19 protein-coding genes are annotated in these 22019 nt (G+C 75.7%); 11 read left to right on the top strand and 8 right to left on the bottom strand.

Annotation, left to right across the window (positions count from 1 at the left end; all coding sequences use genetic code 11):
- The first annotated feature begins 25 nt into the window (after positions 1-25).
- Both ACI783_RS05990 and ACI783_RS05985 read left to right on the top strand, forming a co-directional pair.
- Positions 26-1267, top strand: a complete 1242-nt coding sequence (locus tag ACI783_RS05990; protein ID WP_457139597.1) for an MFS transporter — start codon at positions 26-28, stop codon at positions 1265-1267.
- Positions 1268-1388: 121 nt separating this feature from the next.
- Positions 1389-2372, top strand: a complete 984-nt coding sequence (locus tag ACI783_RS05985) for an NAD(P)-dependent alcohol dehydrogenase (protein WP_457139596.1) — start codon at positions 1389-1391, stop codon at positions 2370-2372.
- 72 nt (positions 2373-2444) lie between these two features.
- Here ACI783_RS05985 and ACI783_RS05980 read toward each other — a convergent pair whose 3' ends face one another.
- The 4 genes from ACI783_RS05980 to ACI783_RS05965 all read right to left on the bottom strand — a co-directional run bounded on the left by ACI783_RS05980 (position 2445) and on the right by ACI783_RS05965 (position 5808).
- Positions 2445-2993: a hypothetical protein gene (locus tag ACI783_RS05980; protein ID WP_457139595.1), complete on the bottom strand. Its 549-nt coding sequence runs from the start codon at positions 2991-2993 to the stop codon at positions 2445-2447.
- Between the two features lie 69 nt (positions 2994-3062).
- On the bottom strand, positions 3063-3458 hold the full coding sequence (locus ACI783_RS05975; RefSeq protein ID WP_457139594.1) for a hypothetical protein: 396 nt from the start codon (positions 3456-3458) through the stop codon (positions 3063-3065).
- Positions 3459-3619: 161 nt separating this feature from the next.
- Positions 3620-4150, bottom strand: a complete 531-nt coding sequence (locus tag ACI783_RS05970; RefSeq protein WP_457139593.1) for an NUDIX hydrolase family protein — start codon at positions 4148-4150, stop codon at positions 3620-3622.
- A gap of 131 nt (positions 4151-4281) precedes the next feature.
- On the bottom strand, positions 4282-5808 hold the full coding sequence (locus ACI783_RS05965) for a DUF4407 domain-containing protein (RefSeq protein WP_457139592.1): 1527 nt from the start codon (positions 5806-5808) through the stop codon (positions 4282-4284).
- Between the two features lie 180 nt (positions 5809-5988).
- On the opposite strand from ACI783_RS05965, the gene ACI783_RS05960 reads away from it, so the two are divergent.
- Positions 5989-6195 carry a hypothetical protein gene (locus ACI783_RS05960; protein WP_457139591.1) on the top strand — a complete coding sequence of 69 codons (207 nt, stop codon included), beginning with the start codon at positions 5989-5991 and terminating at the stop codon, positions 6193-6195.
- Between the two features lie 165 nt (positions 6196-6360).
- Here ACI783_RS05960 and ACI783_RS05955 read toward each other — a convergent pair whose 3' ends face one another.
- Positions 6361-7377, bottom strand: a complete 1017-nt coding sequence (locus tag ACI783_RS05955; RefSeq protein WP_457139590.1) for an LLM class flavin-dependent oxidoreductase — start codon at positions 7375-7377, stop codon at positions 6361-6363.
- A 75-nt stretch (positions 7378-7452) separates the two neighbouring features.
- The gene (locus ACI783_RS05950; RefSeq protein ID WP_457139589.1) at positions 7453-10128 is read right to left on the bottom strand and encodes a S8 family serine peptidase; all 2676 of its coding nucleotides are present in this window, start codon (positions 10126-10128) and stop codon (positions 7453-7455) included.
- Positions 10129-10378: 250 nt separating this feature from the next.
- On the opposite strand from ACI783_RS05950, the gene ACI783_RS05945 reads away from it, so the two are divergent.
- The 6 genes from ACI783_RS05945 to ACI783_RS05920 all read left to right on the top strand — a co-directional run bounded on the left by ACI783_RS05945 (position 10379) and on the right by ACI783_RS05920 (position 18453).
- Positions 10379-11110 (top strand): hemerythrin domain-containing protein, encoded by a 732-nt coding sequence (locus ACI783_RS05945; protein ID WP_457139588.1) that lies wholly within the window; start codon positions 10379-10381, stop codon positions 11108-11110.
- Positions 11111-11293: 183 nt separating this feature from the next.
- Positions 11294-12187 (top strand): glucose 1-dehydrogenase, encoded by an 894-nt coding sequence (locus ACI783_RS05940; protein WP_457139587.1) that lies wholly within the window; start codon positions 11294-11296, stop codon positions 12185-12187.
- A 68-nt stretch (positions 12188-12255) separates the two neighbouring features.
- A complete protein-coding gene (locus ACI783_RS05935; RefSeq protein ID WP_457139586.1) occupies positions 12256-14040 on the top strand; it encodes a glycoside hydrolase family 15 protein in 1785 nt (594 codons plus the stop codon).
- Positions 14041-14148: 108 nt separating this feature from the next.
- Positions 14149-15801, top strand: coding sequence for a protein kinase domain-containing protein (locus ACI783_RS05930; protein WP_457139585.1), 1653 nt, complete (start codon positions 14149-14151; stop codon positions 15799-15801).
- Between the two features lie 136 nt (positions 15802-15937).
- Positions 15938-17491, top strand: a complete 1554-nt coding sequence (locus ACI783_RS05925) for a protein kinase domain-containing protein (protein WP_457139584.1) — start codon at positions 15938-15940, stop codon at positions 17489-17491.
- 113 nt (positions 17492-17604) lie between these two features.
- Positions 17605-18453: a formate/nitrite transporter family protein gene (locus ACI783_RS05920; protein WP_457139583.1), complete on the top strand. Its 849-nt coding sequence runs from the start codon at positions 17605-17607 to the stop codon at positions 18451-18453.
- Between the two features lie 73 nt (positions 18454-18526).
- Here the strand turns inward: ACI783_RS05920 and ACI783_RS05915 are convergent, their stop codons facing one another.
- Positions 18527-18778 carry a hypothetical protein gene (locus ACI783_RS05915; RefSeq protein WP_457139582.1) on the bottom strand — a complete coding sequence of 84 codons (252 nt, stop codon included), beginning with the start codon at positions 18776-18778 and terminating at the stop codon, positions 18527-18529.
- Positions 18779-18884: 106 nt separating this feature from the next.
- Here ACI783_RS05915 and ACI783_RS05910 point away from each other — a divergent pair, with 106 nt between their 5' ends.
- Both ACI783_RS05910 and ACI783_RS05905 read left to right on the top strand, forming a co-directional pair.
- Positions 18885-19925 carry a glutathione S-transferase family protein gene (locus ACI783_RS05910; protein WP_457139581.1) on the top strand — a complete coding sequence of 347 codons (1041 nt, stop codon included), beginning with the start codon at positions 18885-18887 and terminating at the stop codon, positions 19923-19925.
- A 51-nt stretch (positions 19926-19976) separates the two neighbouring features.
- The gene (locus ACI783_RS05905) at positions 19977-20816 is read left to right on the top strand and encodes a hypothetical protein (protein WP_457139580.1); all 840 of its coding nucleotides are present in this window, start codon (positions 19977-19979) and stop codon (positions 20814-20816) included.
- On the opposite strand, the gene ACI783_RS05900 is transcribed toward ACI783_RS05905, so the two are convergent.
- Positions 20806-21969: an ATP-grasp domain-containing protein gene (locus tag ACI783_RS05900; protein WP_457139579.1), complete on the bottom strand. Its 1164-nt coding sequence runs from the start codon at positions 21967-21969 to the stop codon at positions 20806-20808. The genes ACI783_RS05905 and ACI783_RS05900 overlap by 11 nt on opposite strands.
- Positions 21970-22019 lie beyond the last annotated feature (50 nt).

Raw genomic sequence — 22019 nt, 5'->3', positions numbered from 1 at the left:
ACGCCCGATCCCGCCAGCAGAGGTCATGTTCCGCACCCGCTCATCCGGCAACGAGCTCATCCAGCAGGCCGGCTTCTCCTACTTCCCGCTCGCCTTCATCGCGCGGCTGCCGTACGCGATGATCACCGTCGGCGTGCTCACCCTCGTCGTCGCCGAGCGCGGCTCGGTCACCCTCGGTGGCCTGAACTCCGCCGCCGCCGGCCTGGGCACCGCCGTCGTCGGTCCGCTGCTCGGCGCGGCCGCCGACCGGTTCGGCCAGCGCCGGGTGCTGGTCCCGGTGGGGCTGGTCAACGCGGCCCTGCTCGGCGCGTTCCCGTTCGTCGTCGCCAGCACCCTGCCGGCCGTCGCGCTGCTCGCGCTGTCGGTGCTGATCGGCGCCTCCGCGCCGCAGATCGCGCCGATGTCCCGCACCCGGCTGGTCGCCATCATCCGGCGGGCGATCTCGCCGAACCGGCGCGAGAAGGTGCTCAACTCGACGATGGCCTACGAGTCGGCCGCCGACGAGACGGTCTTCATCGTCGGCCCGTTCCTCGTCGGGCTGCTCGCCACCGCCGTCGCACCCTGGCTGGCGATCGCCGGCGCCGCGGTGCTGACCCTCGTCTTCGTCACCGGCTTCGCCCTGCACCCGACCGGGCGTCTGCAGGTCGGCACCTCCGGGCAGGCCGGCGCCCAGGCGCCCGCCCGGGAACTGGTCCGGTTCCCGCTGCTCACGGTGGTGGCCGGCACGCTCGGCGTCGGGCTCTTCTTCGGTGCCACGCTCACCTCCCTCACCGGCTTCCTCGCCGACGACGGCAACGGCGACCGGGCCGGGCTGCTCTACGGCGTCATGGGCATCGGCTCGGCCGCGCTGGCCCTGGGATCGGCGGCGTTCCCGGTCCGGTTCAGCCTGCGGGCCCGGTGGCTGGCGTTCGGGTCGCTGATGCTCGCCGCCGCCGTCCTGTTCGCCTCCGCCCGGTCGGTGCCGGTGCTGCTGCTCGCCCTCGCGGTGCTCGGCTGCGGCATCGGCCCGACCCTGGTCAGCCAGTTCAGCCTCGCCGCCCGGTTCAGCCCGGTGGGCCGCTCGGCGACCACCATGACGATGCTGGGCTCCGCGGTCGTCGTCGGCCAGGCGCTCGCGTCGGCGGTCGCCGGGTTCGTCGTCGACCGGTTCGGATCGACGACCGGGCTGCTGCTCCCCGCTGTCGCCGCGGCGCTCGTGGTGGCCGCCGGAGTCGCCCACACCGTGTCGACGTCCCGCCACCGCTCGCCGGAGCCGCTCCCCGCCTGATCCGCCCCGGAGGAGTCGGGGTGCGGATCGGGGACCTCCCTGATCACCTTGGCCGGGTCCAGGCCCGGACGTCGGCTGCGCCGGGACCGCCCCGGAGCCCCGCGCACGGAGAGGCGCAGCCATGCAGGCGATCACCCAGGACACCTACGGATCGGCCGACACCCTCACGCTCCAGCACGTCGACGCCCCCGTCCCCGCTGCCGGCCAGGTGCTGGTCCACGTCCGCGCCGCCTCGGTCAACGCGGCCGACTGGCACGTCATGCGGGGTGACCCACGGATCGCCCGGCTCGTCCTCGGGCTGCGCCGGCCGAAGGCCCGCATCCGCGGCCGGGACGTGGCCGGGGTCGTGGCGGCCGTCGGTGCCGACGTCACGCACGTGCAGCCCGGCGACGAGGTGTACGGCGAGACCGGGACGGCCGAGGGCGCGTTCGCGGAGTTCGCCTGCCTGCCCGCCGATCAGGTGGCACCGAAGCCGGCCGGCCTGACCTTCGAGCAGGCGGCGACCATGCCGCTGGCGGGGTGCACCGCCCTGGAGGGCCTCCGCGACCACGCACGCCTGGCGCCCGGGCAGCGGGTGCTGGTGAACGGGGCCGCCGGCGGGGTGGGCACCTTCGCCGTGCAGATCGCCCGGGCGTACGGCGCCCAGGTCACCGGCGTCTGCAGCACCCGCAACGTCGACCTGGTGCGCTCGCTCGGTGCGGACGTCGTCGACTACACCGTGGAGGACGTCACCGCGCGCCCCGAGCGCTACGACGTCGTGCTGGACCTGGTCGGCAACCGGAGGCTGCGGGACCTGCGCAGCCTGCTGACCGGCACCGGGATCCTGCTCCTGGCCGGCGGCGGCGTGTGGGACGGCGGGAGCCTGCTCGGCCCCATCAGGCTCATCGCGACCGGCGCCGTCGTCGGACGTCTCCTGCGCCAGCGCATCGTCCCCTACACCGCGACCCCCACCACCGAGCGGCTCACGGCGCTGGCCGGGCTCGCCGAGTCCGGAGCGGTCAGCCCGGTCGTCGACCGCACCTACGAGCTGGCCCGGGTCCCCGAGGCCATCCGCCACGTCGAGACCGGCCACGCCCGCGCCAAGACCGTCGTCGTTCTGCCCTGATCTTCCCGCGGCGGCACCCCGCAGACGGCGGCGCCCCGGCTCCGCGAGGGAGCCGGGGCGCTCGGAGCGGGATCAGGCGCGGGTCGCGCCGCCACCCGAGGGGGTGGCCCGGTCCGTGCGCTCGTCGTGCGCGACCGGCTGGGTCACGTTCGGCTGCCCGACCGTGTTCGGCCGGTGGTCGCCGTGCTCCTGCTGGTCGCCAGGTTCCCGCGGGTCGCCGTCGACCTGGGGGTCCTCCTCGGCCCGGTGCCGGCCGTCGGTGCCCTGCTGGTCCCGCTCGGACACCCTCGGCGCCAGCTTCTCCGCCTTCGCGCGCAGCTGCTGGGCGGCCGAGCGGTCCTCGTTCGCCCGGCCGGCGTGCTCCTGCGCCTCGCGCTCGGCCAGCGCCAGCCGCTCCTCGACCTCGGCGCGTTCGCGCCGGGTGCGGGCCAGCTGCTCGTCGGCGAGCGCCTGCTCCTTGTCCGCGCGCGCCTGGCGGATCTGCGCGTCGCGCAGGGCCTCGCGCGCCTGGTCGGCCTTCCGCGCCTTGGCCGCCTTGCTGCGGCGGGCCACGGCGAAGGCGACGAGCGCCAGCAGCACGACGGCTGCGATCACGATGACGACGACGGCCCACGTGGGCATGGCCGGTCTCCTCTGTCTCGGGGGACCGGGATCTGCCCGGACGACACGCCGGGGAAACGGCTCGCCCGGTCAGGTGTGCCAGGCGACCGGGCGCAACGGTGCCGAGCGCAGCACCCGCCGGCGGTGCTCCTGGACGACGACGAGCGACCCGCCGCGCGCCGTCCCGCTGAGCGCCTCGAACACCGCGGGGTCCAGCAGCGCCGTGTCGGTGCGCCCCCGCACCCCGGTCTGCTGCTCGGCGCGGGCCACCTGCGCCTGCAGCGCCGCCCGGGCGAGCTCGCGCTCGACGTCGTCCGCCCGCGGGGAGACGACGGTGCAGGCGAGCACGCTGCCCTCCTGCCGCGCCGCGTCCCGCAGCGCACGGACCAGTTCTGCCGCACCGCCCGTGGCCCCGTCGAGCACCACGAGGAGGCGGGCGCGCTCGCGACGGGAGACCCGGCTGCCGACCACCTCTGCTGACGTCATGGCCAGGATGGTGGGGGCCACCACGACCGCCGGGTAAGGGTCCACCGTCGTTCCGAGACCGCCACGGAACTGTGAGAGCGCGGACATGGACGCTTCGTGGTCGGGCACTCACAGCCCGATGGGTGCATCCCCCGCCTCCTGTGCCCAGGGGCGGCGACCCGTCAGACGCCGAGGTGGGCCAGCGCCTGGGTCAGCAGGGCGCTCTGGCCGTTGGCCAGCTCGGCCAGCACCGCGGGCTCGCGCACCTCGTCGGGGGTGAACCAGGTCAGCTCCAGCGCGTCCTGCTGCGGGGCGCAGTCACCCTCCACCGGCACCACGTAGGCCAGCGACACCGCGTGCTGCCGCGGGTCGTGGAACGGGGTGACGCCGGGGGTCGGGAAGTACTCGGCGATGGTGAACGGCTGCGGCGCCGCCGGCACCCGCGGCAGCGCCAGCGGGCCGAGGTCCTTCTCCAGGTGCCGCAGCAGCGCCGAGCGGACCCGCTCGTGGTAGAGCACCCGACCCGACACCAGCGCCCTCTTCACCTGGCCGTCCTGGCCGATGCGCAGTAGCAGCCCGACCGAGGTGACGACGCCGTGGTCGTCGACCCGCACCGGCACCGCGTCGACGTAGAGGATCGGCAGCCGCTCCCGGGCGGCGTCCATCTCCTCCCGGGACAGCCAGCTGGAATCGGAGCTCGTCACCTCGGTCATGCCTGCCTGTCTATCCGACGCCGGCGGACCCGGCACGCAGCGGGGCGGTGCCGTCACTCACGTCGGGGAGCAGAAATGGCCATGATGGCGCCCCTGCAGGGCGCCATCATGGCCATTCTGGTGGGCTGGGGTCAGCGGTCGCTGTCGTCGGCTCCGGCGAGGACGGCGTCGGCGGCCGGCCGGGGGCCGGGCACCTGCGCGGCCGGCTCCGTGCCGCGGGACGACGTGCCGTACAGCCCGGCGTCGTAGGAGCCGGTGAGCAGCGCCTCCAGCTCGCCGGTGTCCAGCGTCGGCTCGATCAGCTCGGGAGCGGCCGGCGCACCGTCCCGGGCCGGGAAGATCGCCCGCAGGGTCCGCGGCAGCCGGCGCGCACGCCGGCGGGCGGCCTTGCGCGCCGCCTCCTCGCGCTGGGCCGCCTCCCGCTCGAGGATCTCCCGCGCCATCCGGTCGGTCTCGGCGGCGACGACGAGGTCGGCGCGGGCCCGCTGCGCCCGCTGCCGGCCGTTCACCCGGATCTTCTCCGCCTCGACCTCCTCCTCGTCGCGCACCTCCAGCAGCCGGTCGTAGGCGCTGGGCGGGGAGAAGTTGAGCATCACCTTGACCAGCACCGGCAGCACCTCGATGCAGAGGAACAGCAGGAAGAGCATCAGGTGCGCGGTGCCGATCATCGGCCGCTCCTCGCCGAGCCGGTCCATCGCCTCCAGCCGGGCCAGGATGCCGTCGCTCTCACCGTTCTCCGCGTCGAAGGCGGCCTGCTCGGCGTTGCGCGCATCGGTCAGCCGGGTGAGCTCCGCGGAGTCGGCGGCCAGGTCGGTCCGGGCCAGCGCGATCCCGCGGGCGTCGGCGCTGGCGGCGTCCGCGGCGGCCGTCGTCCGGGTCTGCTGCAGCGCGGCGTCAGCGTCGTCCAGCTCGGCCTTGGCGCGGTCGCGCACGGTGGCCTGCTGGGCGGCGGCGGCCGCGGCGGAGAAGTAGGCGTCGCCGGTGCCGGGCCGGCCGGAGCCACAGGTGCCGTCCAGCTCGCACTGCGCCTTGGCCTGCAGCTCGTCGTACCGGGCGACGGCGGCGTCGTACGCGGCGCGCTTGGCGTCCCGCTCGGCCTGCGCGGCGACGACGGTGGGGGCGGCGTTCGGGTCGGCGGTGCGCCCACCGGCGAGCACCGCCTGCGACTCGGCGATCCGCTCGGACAGCACCGGGATCTGCGCGTACCGCTGGTCGGCGTCCAGCCCGGCGCTGAACTCCTGCGCCGCCTCGGCCTGCATCGTCACGATCGTCGCGTCGATCTCCTTGCTGAACACCTGCAGCGTCAGCGGGGTGGAGATGACCGTGCCCAGCACCAGGGCGAGCGCCACGCGTGGCAGCGCCATCGCCACGTTCCGCTTCCAGGACGGGTCGTGGGACATGCCGGTGAGCAGCATCCGGTCCAGGTTGAGGATCACCAGCCCCCAGCCGAGGCCGATCGCCGCCGCGAGGGCCCACCAGGCGCCCAGGGTCATGTGGACGGCGAACGCCGCCGACAGCGCGGCCAGCGCGGCCGTGCTCACCAGCACGCCGCCGAGGGCGACCTGCCGGGCGCGGGCGCCGGGGGCGACACGCAGGACGTCGAGCCGGGCGCCGCCGAGCACGGCCAGCCGGTCGCCGAAACGGGTGCGGGTGCGCACTGGGTGGTTCCTTCCGCCGGGATCTCCTCCCCGCTATCGGTCGCCCACGACCGGTCCGGTACCGCCGCGGACGACGCCGCCGGCTGTGGCCTGCACCGCTGCCCGGTCACATCCGGCTCATCCGGCGCACCCGTGCCGCCGGACGTCGCGGGCGGCGCCCCGGCCGCCGAGAAACCCCGCATGAGCACCATCGATCACGCACTCGAGGCGGACGCGCTCGACAGCTGGATCTCCGACCTGTCCGGCGGCGCCCGGTCCATGCGCCGGCTGCGCCAGCGGCTGGGCGCGGAGGGCAACCTGGTGGCCGACCCCTGCCCCGCCTGCCAGCGGCCGGCCACCGAGGACTTCTCGCACACCGGCCACTGGCTCGCCGACCCGACCGACTGAGCCAGGGCCGCCGGACCGGCTGCCGCCCGGGTCAACCCGGCTGCCCTGATGGTGAGCCGCGCCGTGGCACGGCTCCGCGTCCGGTGGCGCGGCTCGACCCGGTCGACCTCGCCGATATGGCCATTTCGGCGGCGCAACTGGCCGCCGAAATGGCCATTTCAGCGGTCAGGCGGACGACGGGCGCCAGCCGAGCGCCGGGCCGAGGTGCTGGGCGGTGTCGGTGAGGATCTGCACGTAGTCGGCGGGCTCGAAGCTGAACGGCAGCGCGAACACCACCTCGGACACCTCGCGGAACCCGGCGTGCGCGTACAGCTGCTCGGCGATCTGCTCCGAGGTGCCGATGAGGTCCTCGGCGAACATCATCCGGGCCGGCCCCTGCGGCGACGTCGTCCGCGGCAGCCGCGCCTCGACGTAGGCGGCGTACCGCGCCCGCTGCTCGGGCGTCGCCGAGTCGGTGGGGATGACCACCAGCCCCTGCGACACCCGGCCCGCCGGGTTGGCGGCCCGGAACGCCCGCACCTGCGCGGCCTGCTCGGTGGCGAAGTCCTCGGTCTGCTCGGCCTTCACCACCGACGAGGTGAGGAAGTGCAGCCCCTGCTCCCCCGCCCACTGCGCCGAGCGCAGCGACCCGCCGCCGTACCAGACCCGCGAGGCCAGCCCGGGCGAGTGCGGCTGCACCCGGTCCGACCACTCCTCGACCACGCCCTCCCGGCCGGCGAACGACGACGCCGGCTCCCCGGCGAGGAACCGCACCAGCCGGGACACCCGCTCGTAGGAGAGGTCCTCCAGCTCGGCGGTGTCCGGGTAGAGCGCCGCCTTGACGTCGTCCCAGTGCATCGGCGGGCCGACGCTGACGCCGGGGTTGAGCCGCCCGCCGGACAGGACGTCGACGGTGGCCAGGTCCTCGGCCAGCCGCAGCGGGTTCTCCCAGCCCAGCGGGGTCACCGCGGTGCCCAGCGCGATCCGGGAGGTGCGCTGGGTGGCCGCGGCGAGCACGGCGACCGGTGAGGAGATGCCGTACTGGAGGTGCCGGTGGCGCAGCCAGGCGCTGTCGAAGCCCAGCTGCTCCCCGAGCTCGATGACCTGCAGCGTCGTCTCGTGGCCGGGGCCCGGGTCGGCGCCGTCGAACAGGCCGATGGTCAGGAAGCCGAGCTGCTGCAGCGGGTCACCGGGTGCGGGCATGCCCCGATCCTGCCCCCGGTCACCGGAGGGGTCACCGCCGGCCCGCCCTGGTGCGGGCGGGCCGGCGGGAGTCCGTCAGACGGCCATCCCGCTGCAGGCCGACGAGCAGTTGACCTGCCAGATCCGCGGCGCCAGCGACGCGAGCAGCGACGACCGCACCAGCCGCATCCCGTGCGGGCCGGCCACCTCGGTCGGCCGGGCCGCGCCCGAGGTCGGCGTGGCCGTGGCCGTCGGCGTGCTGCCGGCCGAGGTCGGCGCCGCACCACCGGAGTCACCGGCCACCGCCGCCAGCCCCTCGGGCAGGGTCGCGGACGTGACCCGGTCGGGGGCGTACACGGTGACGTCGTAGGTGCCGGCCGCCAGCGCCGGCGCGGTGAACACCAGGCGGGTCGCCGACACGCTGGTCACCACCGCCGAGCGGCTGCCACCGATGACCACCAGCGCACCGTCCGGGATGGCGGAGCCGGTGATGGTCACCGAGGTGCCGCCGTCGGTGCTCACCCGCGCCGGGCTGATCGAGGTCAGCCCGAACGGCCCGGTCGGCGGGTACTCGTTGCTCCCGCCGTCCGCCGGTGACGACGGCGCCGCCGCGGAGGTGGTCGGGCTGCTCGGCGCCGGCGCGGTGGAGCCACCGGTCGGCCCGGCGGTGCCGGTCGGGGCCGACGACGAACCGGTCGGGGTCGGCGCCGCCGTGCCCGAGCCGTCCGAGGTGGGGGCGGCCGGAGCCGAGGAGGTGGGTGCCGGGGCGGTCGGCGACGTCGTCGGGGCCGGCGCCTGGCCGGTCGGCGTCGTCGTCGGCGCGGTCGGGTCGGACGACGTCGGAGCAGCGCCACCGGAGCTCCCCGAGCCGGACGACGTCGGGGCGGCCGTCGCACCGGGCGAGGGCGCGACCGTGCCGCCGGAGGTCGGCGTCGCCGTGGGCGCGGTCGGGCCGTTCGAGGGCGCCGGGGACGTCGGGGCGGCCGACGTGGCTGCCGCCGAGGTCGGCGCGGCCGACGGCGGGGGCGCGGCGGCCGGAGCGACCAGCAGCGGCGCGGCGAACCGCCGCCCGGCCGGGGCGCCGTCCCGGTACAGCTGCACGGTCAGCACGTACCGCCCGGCGCCGAGCTCGGTCGACGGGCTCAGCACCTGCGGGCCGGCGCCGTCCCGGGCGCCCAGGTCGAAGGTCACCTCGCCGCTGTCGTCGGTGGTGGCCACCGTGCCGCCGAGGTCGAGCGCGTGCCCGGCGACGGCCATGACCTCGCCCTGGTGCTCCAGGCCCAGCCCGAACCGCACGCCGTAGGCGCCGGCCGGGGTCGAGCCGTCGACGTAGACCTGCGGGGTGACCGTGCCCGGCGTCGCCCGCATGCCGGTGAATGAGTAGTGGACGTCCTCGACGGTGGTGCCGAGCGCGGCCAGCGAGAGCCGCCCGCCGCTGATCGACTTCCCGACGAACGCGGGCACGGTTCGGGTGTCGGCCAGCAGCCGGGCCTTCAGGTCCGCGGCCGAGGCGGTGGGCAGGTGTGCGCGGTAGAGCGCGAGCGCGGCGGCCACCTGCGGCGCCGCGGCGCTGGTCCCGCTGATCGCGTTGTAGCCGCCGGTGTTGCTCGTGGTCAGCACGTAGTGGCCGGGGGCGAAGAGGTCGACGGTGGTGGCGCCGTAGGCGGAGCTCGAGCTGACCGTGTCCGCGGCGGTGCTGTTGCCGACGGTGACCACGTTGGGCGCGCGGTAGCTGGCCGGGTACACCTTGTCCACGTCGCGGTCACCGCTGTCGTTGCCCGCGGCGGCCACCACCGGCACGCCGTGCGCGTTGGCGTAGTCGATCGCGGCGACCAGCTGCGGGGTGAGGCCGGGACCGCCCCAGGAGGCGTTGATGACGTCGGCGCCCTGGTCGACGGCGTAGTGGATCGCCGCCGCGCCCGCGACCTGGTCGACCGTGCTGCCCGCGCCGATCACCAGCGGCATGATCGTGACGTCGGGGGCGACCCCGGCCGAGCCCTCGCCGTTCCCGGCCCGCGCACCGGCCAGGCCGGAGACGCCGGTGCCGTGGCTGTTGTCGCCGCCGGCGTTCGTGTAGTCGGCGTTCGCGCCGTAGAAGTTCCAGCCGTGGCAGTCGCCGGCCAGGCCGTTGCCGTCGGTGTCCGGGGCGTTGCACTCCTGGTCCGGGTTCTTCCACAGCGCGCCGGCCAGGTCCGGGTGGCCGGCCATCAGTCCGGTGTCGGTGACCGCGACCACCAGGCCACGACCGGTGCCCGCTGCCCAGCCCTCGGGGGCGGCCACGTCGGCGCCGGCGACGGCCGGCTGGCCGTAGGCGTTCGAGCCGGTGTTCTCCAGGTTCCAGCCGTACTGCGCCCAGAACGGGTCGGTGATGCCGCCGAACACCGACCCGGTGACCGACGGCTGCACCTCGGCGCCGGGGACGACACCGTCCAGGTCGGCCACGGACAGGCCCTCGGTGGCCACCAGGACCGAACCGTCGAAGATCCGCTGCGCGCTGACCACGCCTGGCCGGGCCTGCAGCGCCGCCAGCTCGGCGTCGCCCACGGCGCCGCCGTCGGAGGTGACCACCAGCCGGCTGAGGCCGTCGCCGTCCGGGCCGAAGTCGGCCAGCGGCTCGACCCCGTCGGCCAGCGCCAGGTGGTCGATGACCGCGGCCCCGCCGAAGCCGAGCACCGCCGCCACCCCGGCGGCGAGCAGCCGTCGTCCGGTCCGGCGCCGCGGGGGCGCGGCGGGGCGGCGCACGGCGCGCTCATCGGCTCGCTGGGGGTCCATTCGGGTGCCTCCTGGTCGGGACCGCGCAGGTCCCGGACGGGGACTGCCTCGCTGGTATCGACCGGGAGCAGGGAGAGCTGGATGACCCGGACGGGTGAGACCCCCTTCACCCTGGGGATGACCCCGGCGGCGTGTCCCCCCGACCTCGGGCTGATCTTGGCCGCCGGGCCCGGAAATGGCTGTCCGGCCGGGGCCCGCCCGCCCTACCGTGCTGGCGTCCGAACCATCGCCGAGCGCGAGAAGGTGCGCCATGACCGCCGCGGTCCTCCCCCGCCCTGCGGCCGCCCCGACCCCCGACCCCACCCGCCTGCCGAGCACCGCCGCCGTCGCCTACCAGCGCGTGCTGCACGGGCTCGCCCGCCGCGAGCTGCGGCTGCTCGCCGAGCTGACCTCCTGGGCGCCGACCGACGACACCGCCCGCGCCGCCGAACTGGCCGGCCACGCCGACCTGGTCGCCCGCGTCGTCGTGCAGCACCACGCCACCGAGCGCGACCTGCTCTGGCCGCTGCTGCTCACCGGCCTCCCCGACGACGTGCGCGCGGACGCCCGCACCGAGGTGCAGGCCTGGTCCACCCGGGCCGCGCTGATCGACCAGCTGCTGCGGGACCTGACCACCGCCGGCCGGCAGTGGGCCGCCGCCGGCGACGACCGGGCCCAGGAGGTCTTCGCCGGGGCCTGCACCCGACTGGCTGCCGCGGTCGGCGTGCACACCGCCGCCGAGGAGCGGGCCCTGCTGCCGCTGGTGGCCGCCCACCTCACCTCCGCGGACTGGGCGGCGATCAGCCGGGCCGCGGGCAACCCGCTGTCCGGCCGGGAGCAGATGCTCGTGCTGGGCCTGGCCCTGGAGGACGCCTGCGCCGGCGACCGGGCCCGGCTGATGGTGGGGCTGCCCCGCGCGGCGCGGACCGCGTGGCGGCTGTTCGGCCGCCGGGACTTCCGTGCCGCCGTCGTCCGGCTGCGCGGCGCCCCGCCCGCCGGCTGACCTCCCTGCTCCGCCGCCGACATGGCCATCTCGGCGCCCTCGTGGGCGCCGAGACGGCCAGGTGGGCGGGAGCCAGGAGGTGGGGCGTCGATCTCCTGCAGCGGGCCGGTGCGCCATCGCGGTGTGTCGTCCGCAACCGGACCGGGCACTCCGGGTGCGCTCGCCCACGATCCGAGGAGCCCCGTGCCCGACCAGTTCACGTTCACCGACCCGACCACGATGTACCGCACCGACGGCTTCCCGGAGCAGAGCCAGGACGCCCCCGGCCTCGCCCGGGACCTGGCGCCCACCGCCGACCACGGCGAGACCAGCTACCGGGGCACCGGGCGGCTCACCGGCCGCAAGGCGCTGGTCACCGGCGCCGACTCCGGCATCGGCCGGGCAGCGGCGATCGCCTTCGCCCGCGAGGGCGCCGACGTCGTCCTGAACTACCTGCCCAGCGAGCAGGCCGACGCCGAGCAGGTCGCCGCGCTCATCGAGGAGGCGGGCCGGAAGGCGGTGCTCGCCCCGTCGGACATCTCCGAGGAGACCGCCGCCCGGCAGCTGGTGCACACCGCGCTGGAGGCCCTCGGCGGGCTGGACATCGTGGCCAACATCGCCGGCAAGCAGACCTTCGTCGACGACCTCGCCGACGTCACCAGCGAGCAGTTCGACCAGACCTTCAAGACCAACGTCTACGCGCTGTTCTGGATCGTGCAGGAGGCGTTCCCGCACCTGCCGGCCGGCGCCACGATCATCAACACCAGCTCGATCCAGGCCTACCAGCCCTCCCCCGGGCTGGTCGACTACGCCACCACCAAGGCCGCCATCAACACGATGAGCAAGGCGCTGGCCCAGCAGCTCGCGCCGAAGGGGATCCGGGTCAACGTGGTGGCCCCCGGCCCGTTCTGGACGCCGCTGCAGGCCTCGGGCGGTCAGCCGACCGAGGCGCTGCCGGAGTTCGGCCAGGAGACCCCGCTGGGCCGCGCCGGCCAGCCGGCCGAGCTCGGCCCGGCCTACGTGTTCCTCGCCTCCCCGGAGTCCAGCTACACGACCGGGGCGACCCTCCACGTCAACGGTGGGATGCCGACACCGTGACGTCCGCGGACCCCGCACGGCGCCGTCCCGCCCTCCACTGGGGTGCGGACGGCGCCGGGTCCGGCCCGGTGGACGAGCGGGACGCCGCCGGCTACGCCGACCTGCGCTCCTACGCCGCCGTCGGCGACGGGCGCACCATCGCGCTGATCGCCCGCGACGGCCGGGTCGACTGGCTGCCGCTGCCGGCGATGGACGCCGCACCGGTCTTCGGTGCGCTGCTCGACGCCGAGAACGGCGGGTGCATCGAGCTGTGCCCGGTCGAGGAGTTCACCGTCAGCCGTGAGTACGTCCCCTCCACCAACGTGCTCACCACCACCTTCACCACCGCCTCGGGCTCGGTGCGGGTCACCGACGCGATGAACACCGGGGTGGCCGGCCGGCTGCCGTGGGCGGAGTTCGCCCGCCGGGTCGAGGGGCTGACCGGCTCGGTGCGGATGCGCGCCGCCGTGGTGCCGGGCACCTGCATGAACGCGGCCGCGCCGTGGGTCTCCGCGACGGCGAACGGTCCGGTGCTGCGGGTGGCGGGGCTGACCCTCGCCGTGCGCACCCTGGCGCCCGACGAGGTCGACGTCGGTGACCGGCGGATCGCGGTCGGCTACACGACCACCCCCGGCTCGCGGCACCTGCTCGCCGTCGTCGCCACCGAGGACGAGCCGCTGTTCCTGCCCCCGGCGGAGCTGATCGACGAGGGCATCGACCGCACCGTGGGGAACTGGGCCACCTGGTGCCGCACCTTCGACTGGGACGGCCCGTGGAAGACCGCCGTGCAGCGAAGCGCGCTGATGCTCAAGCTGCTGATCCACGCCCCCAGCGGGGCGATGGTCGCCGCGGCCACCACCTCGGTGCCGGAGTCGCTGGCCGGCGGGAAGAACTGGGACTACCGGTACGCGTGGGTGCGCGACTCGGCGTACGCGCTGACCGCGCTGTTCCGCTTCGGCCTGCGCGAGGAGCCCCACGGCGCGATCAGCTGGCTGCTGTCGACCATCCGCCGGCACGGCCCGGAGCCGGCGGTCTGCTACTCCCTGGCCGGCGAGCCGATCCGCCCGGCTGCCTTCCGCGACGTCCCCGGCTGGCGCGGCATCGGGCCGGTGGTCAGCGGCAACACCGCCATCGAGCAGCTCCAGCTGGGGCCCTACGGCGACCTGTTCGCGATCGTCTCTCTCTACGTGGCGAACGGGAACGTGCTCGACGCCGAGACCGGCCGGCTGCTGGCCGGCATCGCCGACCTGGCCTGCGACCGCTGGCAGAGCCGCGACTCGGGCATGTGGGAGCTGCCCGAGGCCCGGCACTACACGACCTCCAAGCTCGGCGCCTGGGTCGCGCTGAGCAGGGCGGTGGAGCTGGCCGAGTCCGGGCACATCCCCGGCGACCCCGCCCGCTGGCGCAGCGAGGCCGGGCGGATCCGGCGGTGGGTGGACGAGCACGCGTGGAACGAGGAGCGGGGTGCCTACGTCTGGTACCCGGGCACCGAGCAGCTGGACGCCTCGATCGTGCTGCACGCCATCAGCGGGTTCGACCGCGGCGAGCGGATGAGCCGCACGCTGGACGCGCTGCGCGAGGAGCTCGGCGACGGCCCCCACCTGTACCGCCACAGCGGGGCCGACGCGGACGAGGGCACCTTCCTCGCCTGCTCGTTCTGGATGGTCTCCGCGCTGGCGCTGTGCGGGCGGGTGGAGGAGGCGGTGACGCTCATGGAGGAGCTGATGGGCGCCGCCAACGACGTCGGCCTGCTCACCGAGATGCTCGACCCGCGCACCGGCGACCTGCTGGGCAACCTCCCGCAGGCGCTGTCCCACCTGGCCCTGGTCAACGCCGCCATCACCGTCTCCGAGCACCGCGGGTCCGGCGGCTGAGCGCACGCCGGTCCTGCCCCCGCGCCCCCGGGGTGGCAGGGTCGTCGGTCGGGGCGTCCACCGGGCGTCCACCGGGGAGCCACGAAGGACGACGACGGGAGGGTCAGGGTGGAACCGACGGGCCGGCTGATCGACGGCCGTTACCAGCTGACCTCCCTGATCGCGACCGGCGGGATGGGCCAGGTCTGGCAGGCGCGGGACACCGTGCTGAACCGGGACGTCGCGGTGAAGCTGCTGCGCAGCGAGTTCACCGGCGACCCCACCTTCCTCGCCCGGTTCCGCAGCGAGGCCCAGCTGTCGGCCGGGCTGCTGCACCCGAACATCGCCACGCTCTTCGACTACGGCGAGGTCACCCCCCAGCACCCCGGCGAGGAGCACCTGGCCTACCTGGTCATGGAGCTGGTCCGCGGCGAGTCGCTGTCCCAGCTGCTGCACAGCCGGGGCCGGCTCGACCCCGATCGCACCCTGGACGTGCTGCGGCAGTGCGCCGCCGGGCTGGCCGCCGCGCACGCGGCGGGCGTGGTGCACCGCGACGTGAAGCCCGGGAACGTGCTGCTCGGTGCCGACGGCACGGTCAAGCTCACCGACTTCGGCGTGGCCCTCTCGGCCGCCAGCGTCTCCCTCACCCAGACCGGCCAGGTCATCGGCACGGCGCACTACCTCTCCCCGGAGCAGGCGCAGGGCTCTCGGGCCACCCCGGCCAGCGACGTCTACGCCCTGGGCCTGATCGGCTACGAGTGCCTCGCCGGACACCGGCCGTTCGACGCGGAGAGCTCGGTGCAGGTCGCGCTGATGCAGATCCGGGACACCCCGGCACCGCTGCCGGCCGACGTCCCCGAGCCGGTCCGCGCGCTCATCGCGGCCGCGATGGCCAAGGACCCGGCGCAGCGCATCACCGACGGCGCCGCCTTCCGGGACGCCGTCGACGACGTCCGCGCCGGCCGGCCGCTGTCCGGACCGGCCGCCGACCGCACCACCGTGCTGCCCACCGCCACCGCCGACGAGACGGCGGTCCTGCCACCGGCCGGCCCGGAGCCGACGACCCGCTCGACGCCGGCCACCCGGGTGTTCGCCGCCCCGGTGTCCCCTGGCGGGTCCGGTACCGGCGCCCGCCCGGCCGGGGCCACCGCCGGTGCCCGCCCCGACGGTCCGGGCCGCGGCACGCGCCCGGCGGCAGCCCCCGGACCGCGGCGGCGCAGGCAGCTGGCCGCCGCCGCCGTGGCGCTGCTGGCCGTGGCCGCGCTCGTCTTCGGGATCACCCAGGTGACCGACCGCGCCGCGACCGGCGAGGCCGACCCCTCTCCCTCGCCGACCACCGGAGCCGACACCTCCGCACCGGAGACGACCGGGGCGCAGACCCCGGAGACCGTCACCGTCGCCGCCGCCGACCTCGTCGGCCGGCCGGTCGAGGACGTGCAGGCGGAACTGAACGAACGGGGCCTGGCGGTGGAGCTGGTCCCCCGCCAGACCGGTGACGTCAGCCCCGGCCAGGTCGTCTCGGTGTCCCCGACCGGCGAGCTGAGCCCCGGCAGCACGGTGACCGTCGCGTACGCCACCGCGCCCCCGGCGCCCTCCACGCCGACCAGCAGCCCGACCAGCACACCGACCACCCCGACCACCGCCCCGACGCCGTCGACCGGCGGCGACGAGGACGAGGACGAAGCCGACGAGGAGGAGCCCGACGAGGACGAGGACGGGCCCGGGAACGGCGGCGGGAACGGCGGGGGGAACGGCGGCGGGAACGGCGGCGGGAACGGCTGACCGCGGCACCACCCGGGCAGCCCCGGTCGGCGCCGTGCCGGGCCGCCGACGGTCTCGGTCCGGGCACTCCCGTGCCGGCTGCGACTCCCGCCCCAGCCGTCACACACCGACGCCGCGCAGCGGGGACCATCGGCCGGTGCTCCCTGACCGTCAGCTGCTCGGGCAGCGCTACGACCTGCTGACGCCGATCGCCTCGGGGGGCATGGGCCAGGTGTGGCAGGCCCGCGACACCGTGCTCGGCCGCGACGTCGCGGTGAAGGTGCTGCGCAGCGAGTACACCGCCAACGCCACGTTCCTCGCCCGTTTCCGTGCCGAGGCTCAGCACTCGGCCGGCCTGGTGCACCCGCACATCGCCACGCTCTTCGACTACGGGGAGGTGCTGCCCGCGGCCTCACCCCTCGGCGAGCACCTCGCCTACCTGGTGATGGAGCTGGTCCGCGGCGAGTCGCTCGCGACGCTGCTGCGTCGGGAGCGGCGGCTGTCACCGGAACGCACCCTCACCGTGCTCCGGCAGTGCGCCGCCGGGCTGGCCGCCGCCCACGCCGCCGGGGTCGTCCACCGCGACGTCAAACCGGGCAACGTCCTGCTCGGCGACGACGGCGCGGTCAAGCTCACCGACTTCGGGGTCGCCGTCTCCGCGAGCAGCGTGCCGCTGACCGTCACCGGCGAGGTCGTCGGCACCGCCCACTACCTCTCGCCCGAGCAGGCCGCCGGGGAGCGCGCCACCCCGGCCAGCGACGTGTACGCCCTCGGCCTGGTGGGCTACGAGTGCCTGGCCGGCCACCGCGGCTACGACGGCGGTGACGCGGTGGAGGTCGCGCTCCGGCGGATCCGGGAGGTCCCGCCGCCGCTGCCCGACGCGGTCCCGGTGGCGGTGCGCCGGCTGATCGACCGGGCCATCGCCAAGGACCCCGCCGAGCGGTTCAGCGACGGCGCCGCCCTCCGCGCCGCCCTCGACGACGTCCTCGCGGCCCGGCCCGCCGACGGTCCGACCGACGGGCCGCGGACGCTGGTGATGCCCGCCGTGCGCATGGCCGCGCCGCCGCCCCCGCCGCCCCACCCGCGGGCCGACGAGGACCAGCCGGAGCCGGCGCGCCACCGGCGCTGGCCGTTCCTCCTCGCCGCACTGCTCACCTTCCTGGTCGTGGCCGGCGGCACCTCCGGCCTGCTGCAGCTCGCCGCCGACCGCGCGGCCCCGGCGGCCGCCGCTCCGACGCGCACCGCCCCGATGCCCACCGCCCCCGCGGTGCGGCTGGTGTCGCTGTCGACGGCCGACTACGTGGGTCGGCCGGTGACCGAGGTGCAGGCCGAGCTGGCCGAGCGCGGGATGGCCGTGACGTTGCGGCCGCTGCAGACCGGCGACGTCCCGGACGGCCAGGTGATCGCTCTGCACCCGGTCGGTCAGGTGCTCCCGGGCGCCGTCGTGGACCTCACGCACGCGATCGCCCCGCCACCTCCCGCCCCGCCACCTCCCGCACCGACACCTCCCGCACCGGCGCCCACCCCGCTCCCCGCCCCGGCGGAGAGCGCCGTCGAGCCGCAGGACGACCACGGCAGGGACCACCGCAAGGACCACGGCAGGGACCACGGCAGGGACAGCGGCTGGTACGACGGCCGGGACGGCGACCCGGACGGCGACCGGCAGGACCGGTGGGACCGCCGGCGCGATCGCGGCGACCGGGACGGCTGACCACCCGCCGGCCCCGGTGCCGGTTCGACGGGCAGGACGGCGCGGTGTCCGAGAGGCTGGTACCCCGGGGCCCGGGACCACGGGTCGGTCCGCTCGACACGGAGGAGGCAGTCGTGCCAGCTCGCACACCACCGGAGATCGCCCAGGCCGCTGCGCAGACCGGCGCCAAGAAGACCCGCCGCACCTGGGACAAGGTCCTGGTGAGCGCGTTCCTGGCCGGTGCCTACATCGCCTTCGGCGGCCTGGTCGCCATCACCGTCTCCTCCGGGCTGGACCCGGCGACCTGGGGCACGCTGCCCACGCTCTTCACCGGCGCGACCTTCACGCTCGGCCTGGTGCTCGTGCTCGTCGCCGGCTCCGACCTGGCCACCGGCAACATGGCACTGGTGCCGCTGAGCGCGATGCGCGGCAAGATCGGGCTCGGTGACGTCGCGAAGAACCTCTCCCTGGTGCTGATCGGCAACCTGATCGGCGCGCTCTTCGTCGCGTACTTCCTGGCCGTGCAGACCGGCGTGATCGGCGACTCCGGGGCCACCGGCACCGGCGCCCTCACCTACGAGCGGCTGGCCTCGATCTCCGAGGGCAAGGCCCTCGAGGAGTCGTCGTGGCAGGTGTTCCTGCGCGCGGTGGGCTGCAACTGGCTCGTCTGCCTCGCGGTCTGGATGTCCCTGGCCGCCAAGACCGTCTCCGGCAAGATCCTGGCGATCTTCTTCCCGATCATGGCGTTCGTGGCGATGGGCTTCGACCACGTCGTCGCCAACATGTTCTTCCTGCCGGCGGCGATCTTCGCCGGGGTGCCCGAGCTCGGCTGGGACGACGTGGCGCTCAACTGGCTGTTCGCGGGCCTGGGCAACCTGGTCGGCGCCGTCGTCTTCGTGTCGACCTCCTACTGGTACCTGTTCCTGCGCGATGAGCCCGAGACCGAGGCCGCCCAGGACGCGCCGGACGCCGAGCGAGGCTGAGCCGGCCCCAGACGCAGCACCGCCCCGGAACTCTCGGGGGCGTCCGGGGTGGTGCTGCCCCACCCGCGGCCGATCACTCCACCGGCGGCGTGGTCTCCTCGTCGGCCGCGGCCTGCGCGGCCTCCTGCTCCCGGCGGAAGCGCAGCGACTCGACCATCACGTACCCGAAGACGGCGCACCACGCGAAGCTGAGGAACGCCTCACCCCACAGGCCGTCGACCAACCGCAGCACGAGCTGGACGGCGTTGTAGAGGGCGGCACCGCCGGCCACGACCGGCAGCACGGGGTGGGCGAACCACGGAGGACGGAACGGGGCGGCGGCCATCCCCCGAGGCTAGCGACCGCCCCGACGTGATCCACCCGACTCCACGACCGGCGGCACCCGGCGGGGTCGGCGCGCGCGATGGCGCGCCGTCGGCGAGGCTGGGGCGGTGAGCACCTCGAACAGCGGCAGCGGTTACGTCGAAAAGGGTCAGGACTACCAGCGCGACCAGAACTACATCACCGACCGGATCACCGCCGACGGCTCCAGCGGGTGGCCGGTCGAGGCCGGGCGCTACCGCCTGGTGATCGCCCGGGCCTGCCCGTGGGCCAACCGCGCGGCGATCGTGCGCCGGCTGCTCGGCCTCGAGCAGGTCATCTCGATGGGCATCTGCGGCCCGACCCACGACGAGCGCAGCTGGACCTTCGACCTGGACCCCGACGGCCGCGACCCGGTGCTGGGCTACGAGCGGCTGCAGCAGGCGTTCTTCGCCCGCGACCCGGAGTACCCGCGCGGCATCACCGTGCCGGCGATGGTCGACGTCCCGACCGGTGCCGTGGTCACCAACGACTTCAAGCAGATGACGCTGGACTTCTCCACCGAGTGGGCGGAGTTCCACCGCGACGGTGCCCCCGACCTCTACCCCGAGCACCTGCGCGCGGAGATGGACGAGGTCATCGAGCGGATCTTCACCGAGGTCAACAACGGGGTCTACCGCTGCGGGTTCGCCGGCTCCCAGCGCGCCTACGACAAGGCCTACGAGCGCCTGTGGACGGCGATGGACTGGCTGGAGGAGCGGCTCACCACCCGCCGCTTCCTGATGGGCGACACCATCACCGAGGCCGACGTCCGGCTGTTCACCACGCTGGCCCGGTTCGACGCCGTCTACCACGGCCACTTCAAGTGCAACCGGACCAAGCTGACCGAGATGCCGGCGCTGTGGGGCTACGCCCGCGACCTGTTCCAGACCCCGGGCTTCGGTGACACCACCGACTTCCCGCAGATCAAGGAGCACTACTACGTGGTGCACGCCGACATCAACCCGACCCAGATCATCCCGATGGGACCGGACACGTCGGTCTGGCTCACCCCGCACCACCGCGAGGAGCTGGGTGGCCGCCCGTTCGGCGACGGCACCCCGCCCGGCCCGCCGATCGACGGTGAGGTCATCCCGCCCGAGCACGGCCCGGGCGGCATCGGCCACCGCTGATCGTCGCGCCCGGCGCCCCACCACCGGGGCGCCGGGCGCATGCTGTCGGGCATGACCGGGACGGTGCACGCCGACGACGCCGTCCGGCCCGGCCTCGACCTGCCCAGCGCGGGCCCCGATCGGCTGCCGTGGGACACCGCGCTGGCCGCCGTCCTGGGTTACGTCCGAGGACGCCGGCCGCTGCGGTACCGCTCCCCCATCGAACGCGAGGGCCGGTGGGTGCAGGTGGCCGCCTTCGGCCACGACCGGTTCGACGCCCGGCCGGTGCCCCCGGGCCCGCTCGGTGACGACGACGTGCTGACCGCCGAGGGCCTGCACGGCCGGCTCGACCCGGCCGGCTGGGCGGCCGTGCGGCGCGCGCTGGACGAGGCGCAGCCCACCGCCGACGCGCTGACGGAGCGAGCCGCGGGCCGGGCGTTCTGGGAGCTCCCCGACGACGAGCTGTCCGTGCTCGGTGAGCCGGGCACCGTGGGGGCACACCTGCGCGGCCTGGGCGAGCTGCCCGAACCGCGGCCGCGCTACGTGCTGGCCGCGCTGCACCACCGGCACCCCGCCCTGGTGCCGTTGCTGGCCCGGCCCACCTGGCTGCAGCTGGTGCCCCACCTGCGCGAGGGCGACAGCGGCGTCGCGGCGGTCGCCCACCGGGAGCTGCGGGCCAACCCGCTGGCCTTCGCCGCGCTGGAGGACGCCGTCCGTCTGCTGGGCGTGCCGCTGACCCGGCTGCGGCTGCACGACCTGCTCGTCTGGCTGGCCGGCACGCTGCGGCTGACCACCGCGGTGGCCCTGGGAGAGGCGACCGAGGAATGGCACCGGTACACCAGCGACCGGCATCGCAGTGACCGGCAGACCAGCGACCGGCGGACCGGCGGCCGGGCTGGGGTCAGCGGCTGACCGGCGTGGTCGGCTTCCGGCGGGCCCGCAGCCGCGACCCGACCAGCTCCACGGTGGGCGCCGGGTCGCGGGGGTCCCAGACGCTGGTGGTGGCGCCCGGCAGCCAGCGCAGCGTCGAGCCGACGTCGGCCAGCAGCCCGCCGCGCCGCTCGGCCACCGCCCGCCGGACGTCACCCGCGGTCCACAGGAAGCGCTCCCCGGCGCGGGCGTCGGGCAGCGCCGGCAGCGGCTCGCCGAGCACCTGACGTCCCCACGCGTCCGCCAGGTTCGCCCCCGCGGCGTTGGCCAGGGCCATCGAGCCGAAGAAGCGCCCGTTGAGGTCGATGAGGTGCGGCACGCCGTCGCCGTCCCGCAGGAACTGCAGCTCGACCAGACCCGACCAGCCCAGGTCCGCCAGCAGCGCGGTCGCCCGGTCGGCCAGGTCCTCCTCGACCGGCACCGTCTCGGCCCGGCAGGAGACCCCGGTCGGGGTGGGCCAGAGCCGGGGTGACCGCTGCTGCACCCGCCCGTGCAGGCGCCCGTCGGAGAACAGCCCGATCAGCGCCATCAGCTCGCCGTCGACCGGTTGCTGCAGGACCGGCTCCAGGCCGGCGTCCCGGAGCAGCCCGATCCGGTCGGCCGCACGGGCGGCGTCCGGGTACCAGCGGGCCTCGATCCGGTGCTCGTGCCGGTGCTGGGGCCGCCAGTGGGCCCGGCACTTGACCACGGCCGCCCCGGACCACGACGCGACGGCCTCCGCCGTGGCCGGCTCGGTGCGCGGCGCGGCCAGGCCGACGGCGCCCGCCCGCTCGACCAGCCCGACCTTGTCCAGCGCGGCGGCGACGATCTGCGCCGGCGGGTGCGCCACCGCCGTGGGCACCCCGTCCCGGAGCAGGGAGAGCGCGGCCATCCAGTCGTCACCGCCACCGAAGACGACGTCGTACCCGCCCGCGCCGACGGCGCGCTGCACCCCCTCGAGGAACGCCCGGCAGTCCCCGCGCGGCCGGGGCACCACGTGCGGCCGGGCACAGGCCCGGGAGGTGGTGACCATCCCGGCGCCGTCCGGCGTCCCGACGCCGACGGTCCACCCCGCCCGGTGGAGCGCGCGGATCGCGGCGAGGGAGCCCCGTGCCCGGCCAGCGGTGAGCACGAGAGCTCGGCGGGGCGCGGGCATCGGTCGCACGCTACCAATGGACGGGTGGCGGTGCGGGCGCCCTCGCCCCC

The sequence above is a fragment of the Modestobacter sp. SYSU DS0511 genome, assembly GCF_054050755.1.
The sequence above is the reverse complement of the archived record's forward strand: the minus strand, read 5'-3'. Positions and strand labels throughout refer to the sequence as shown.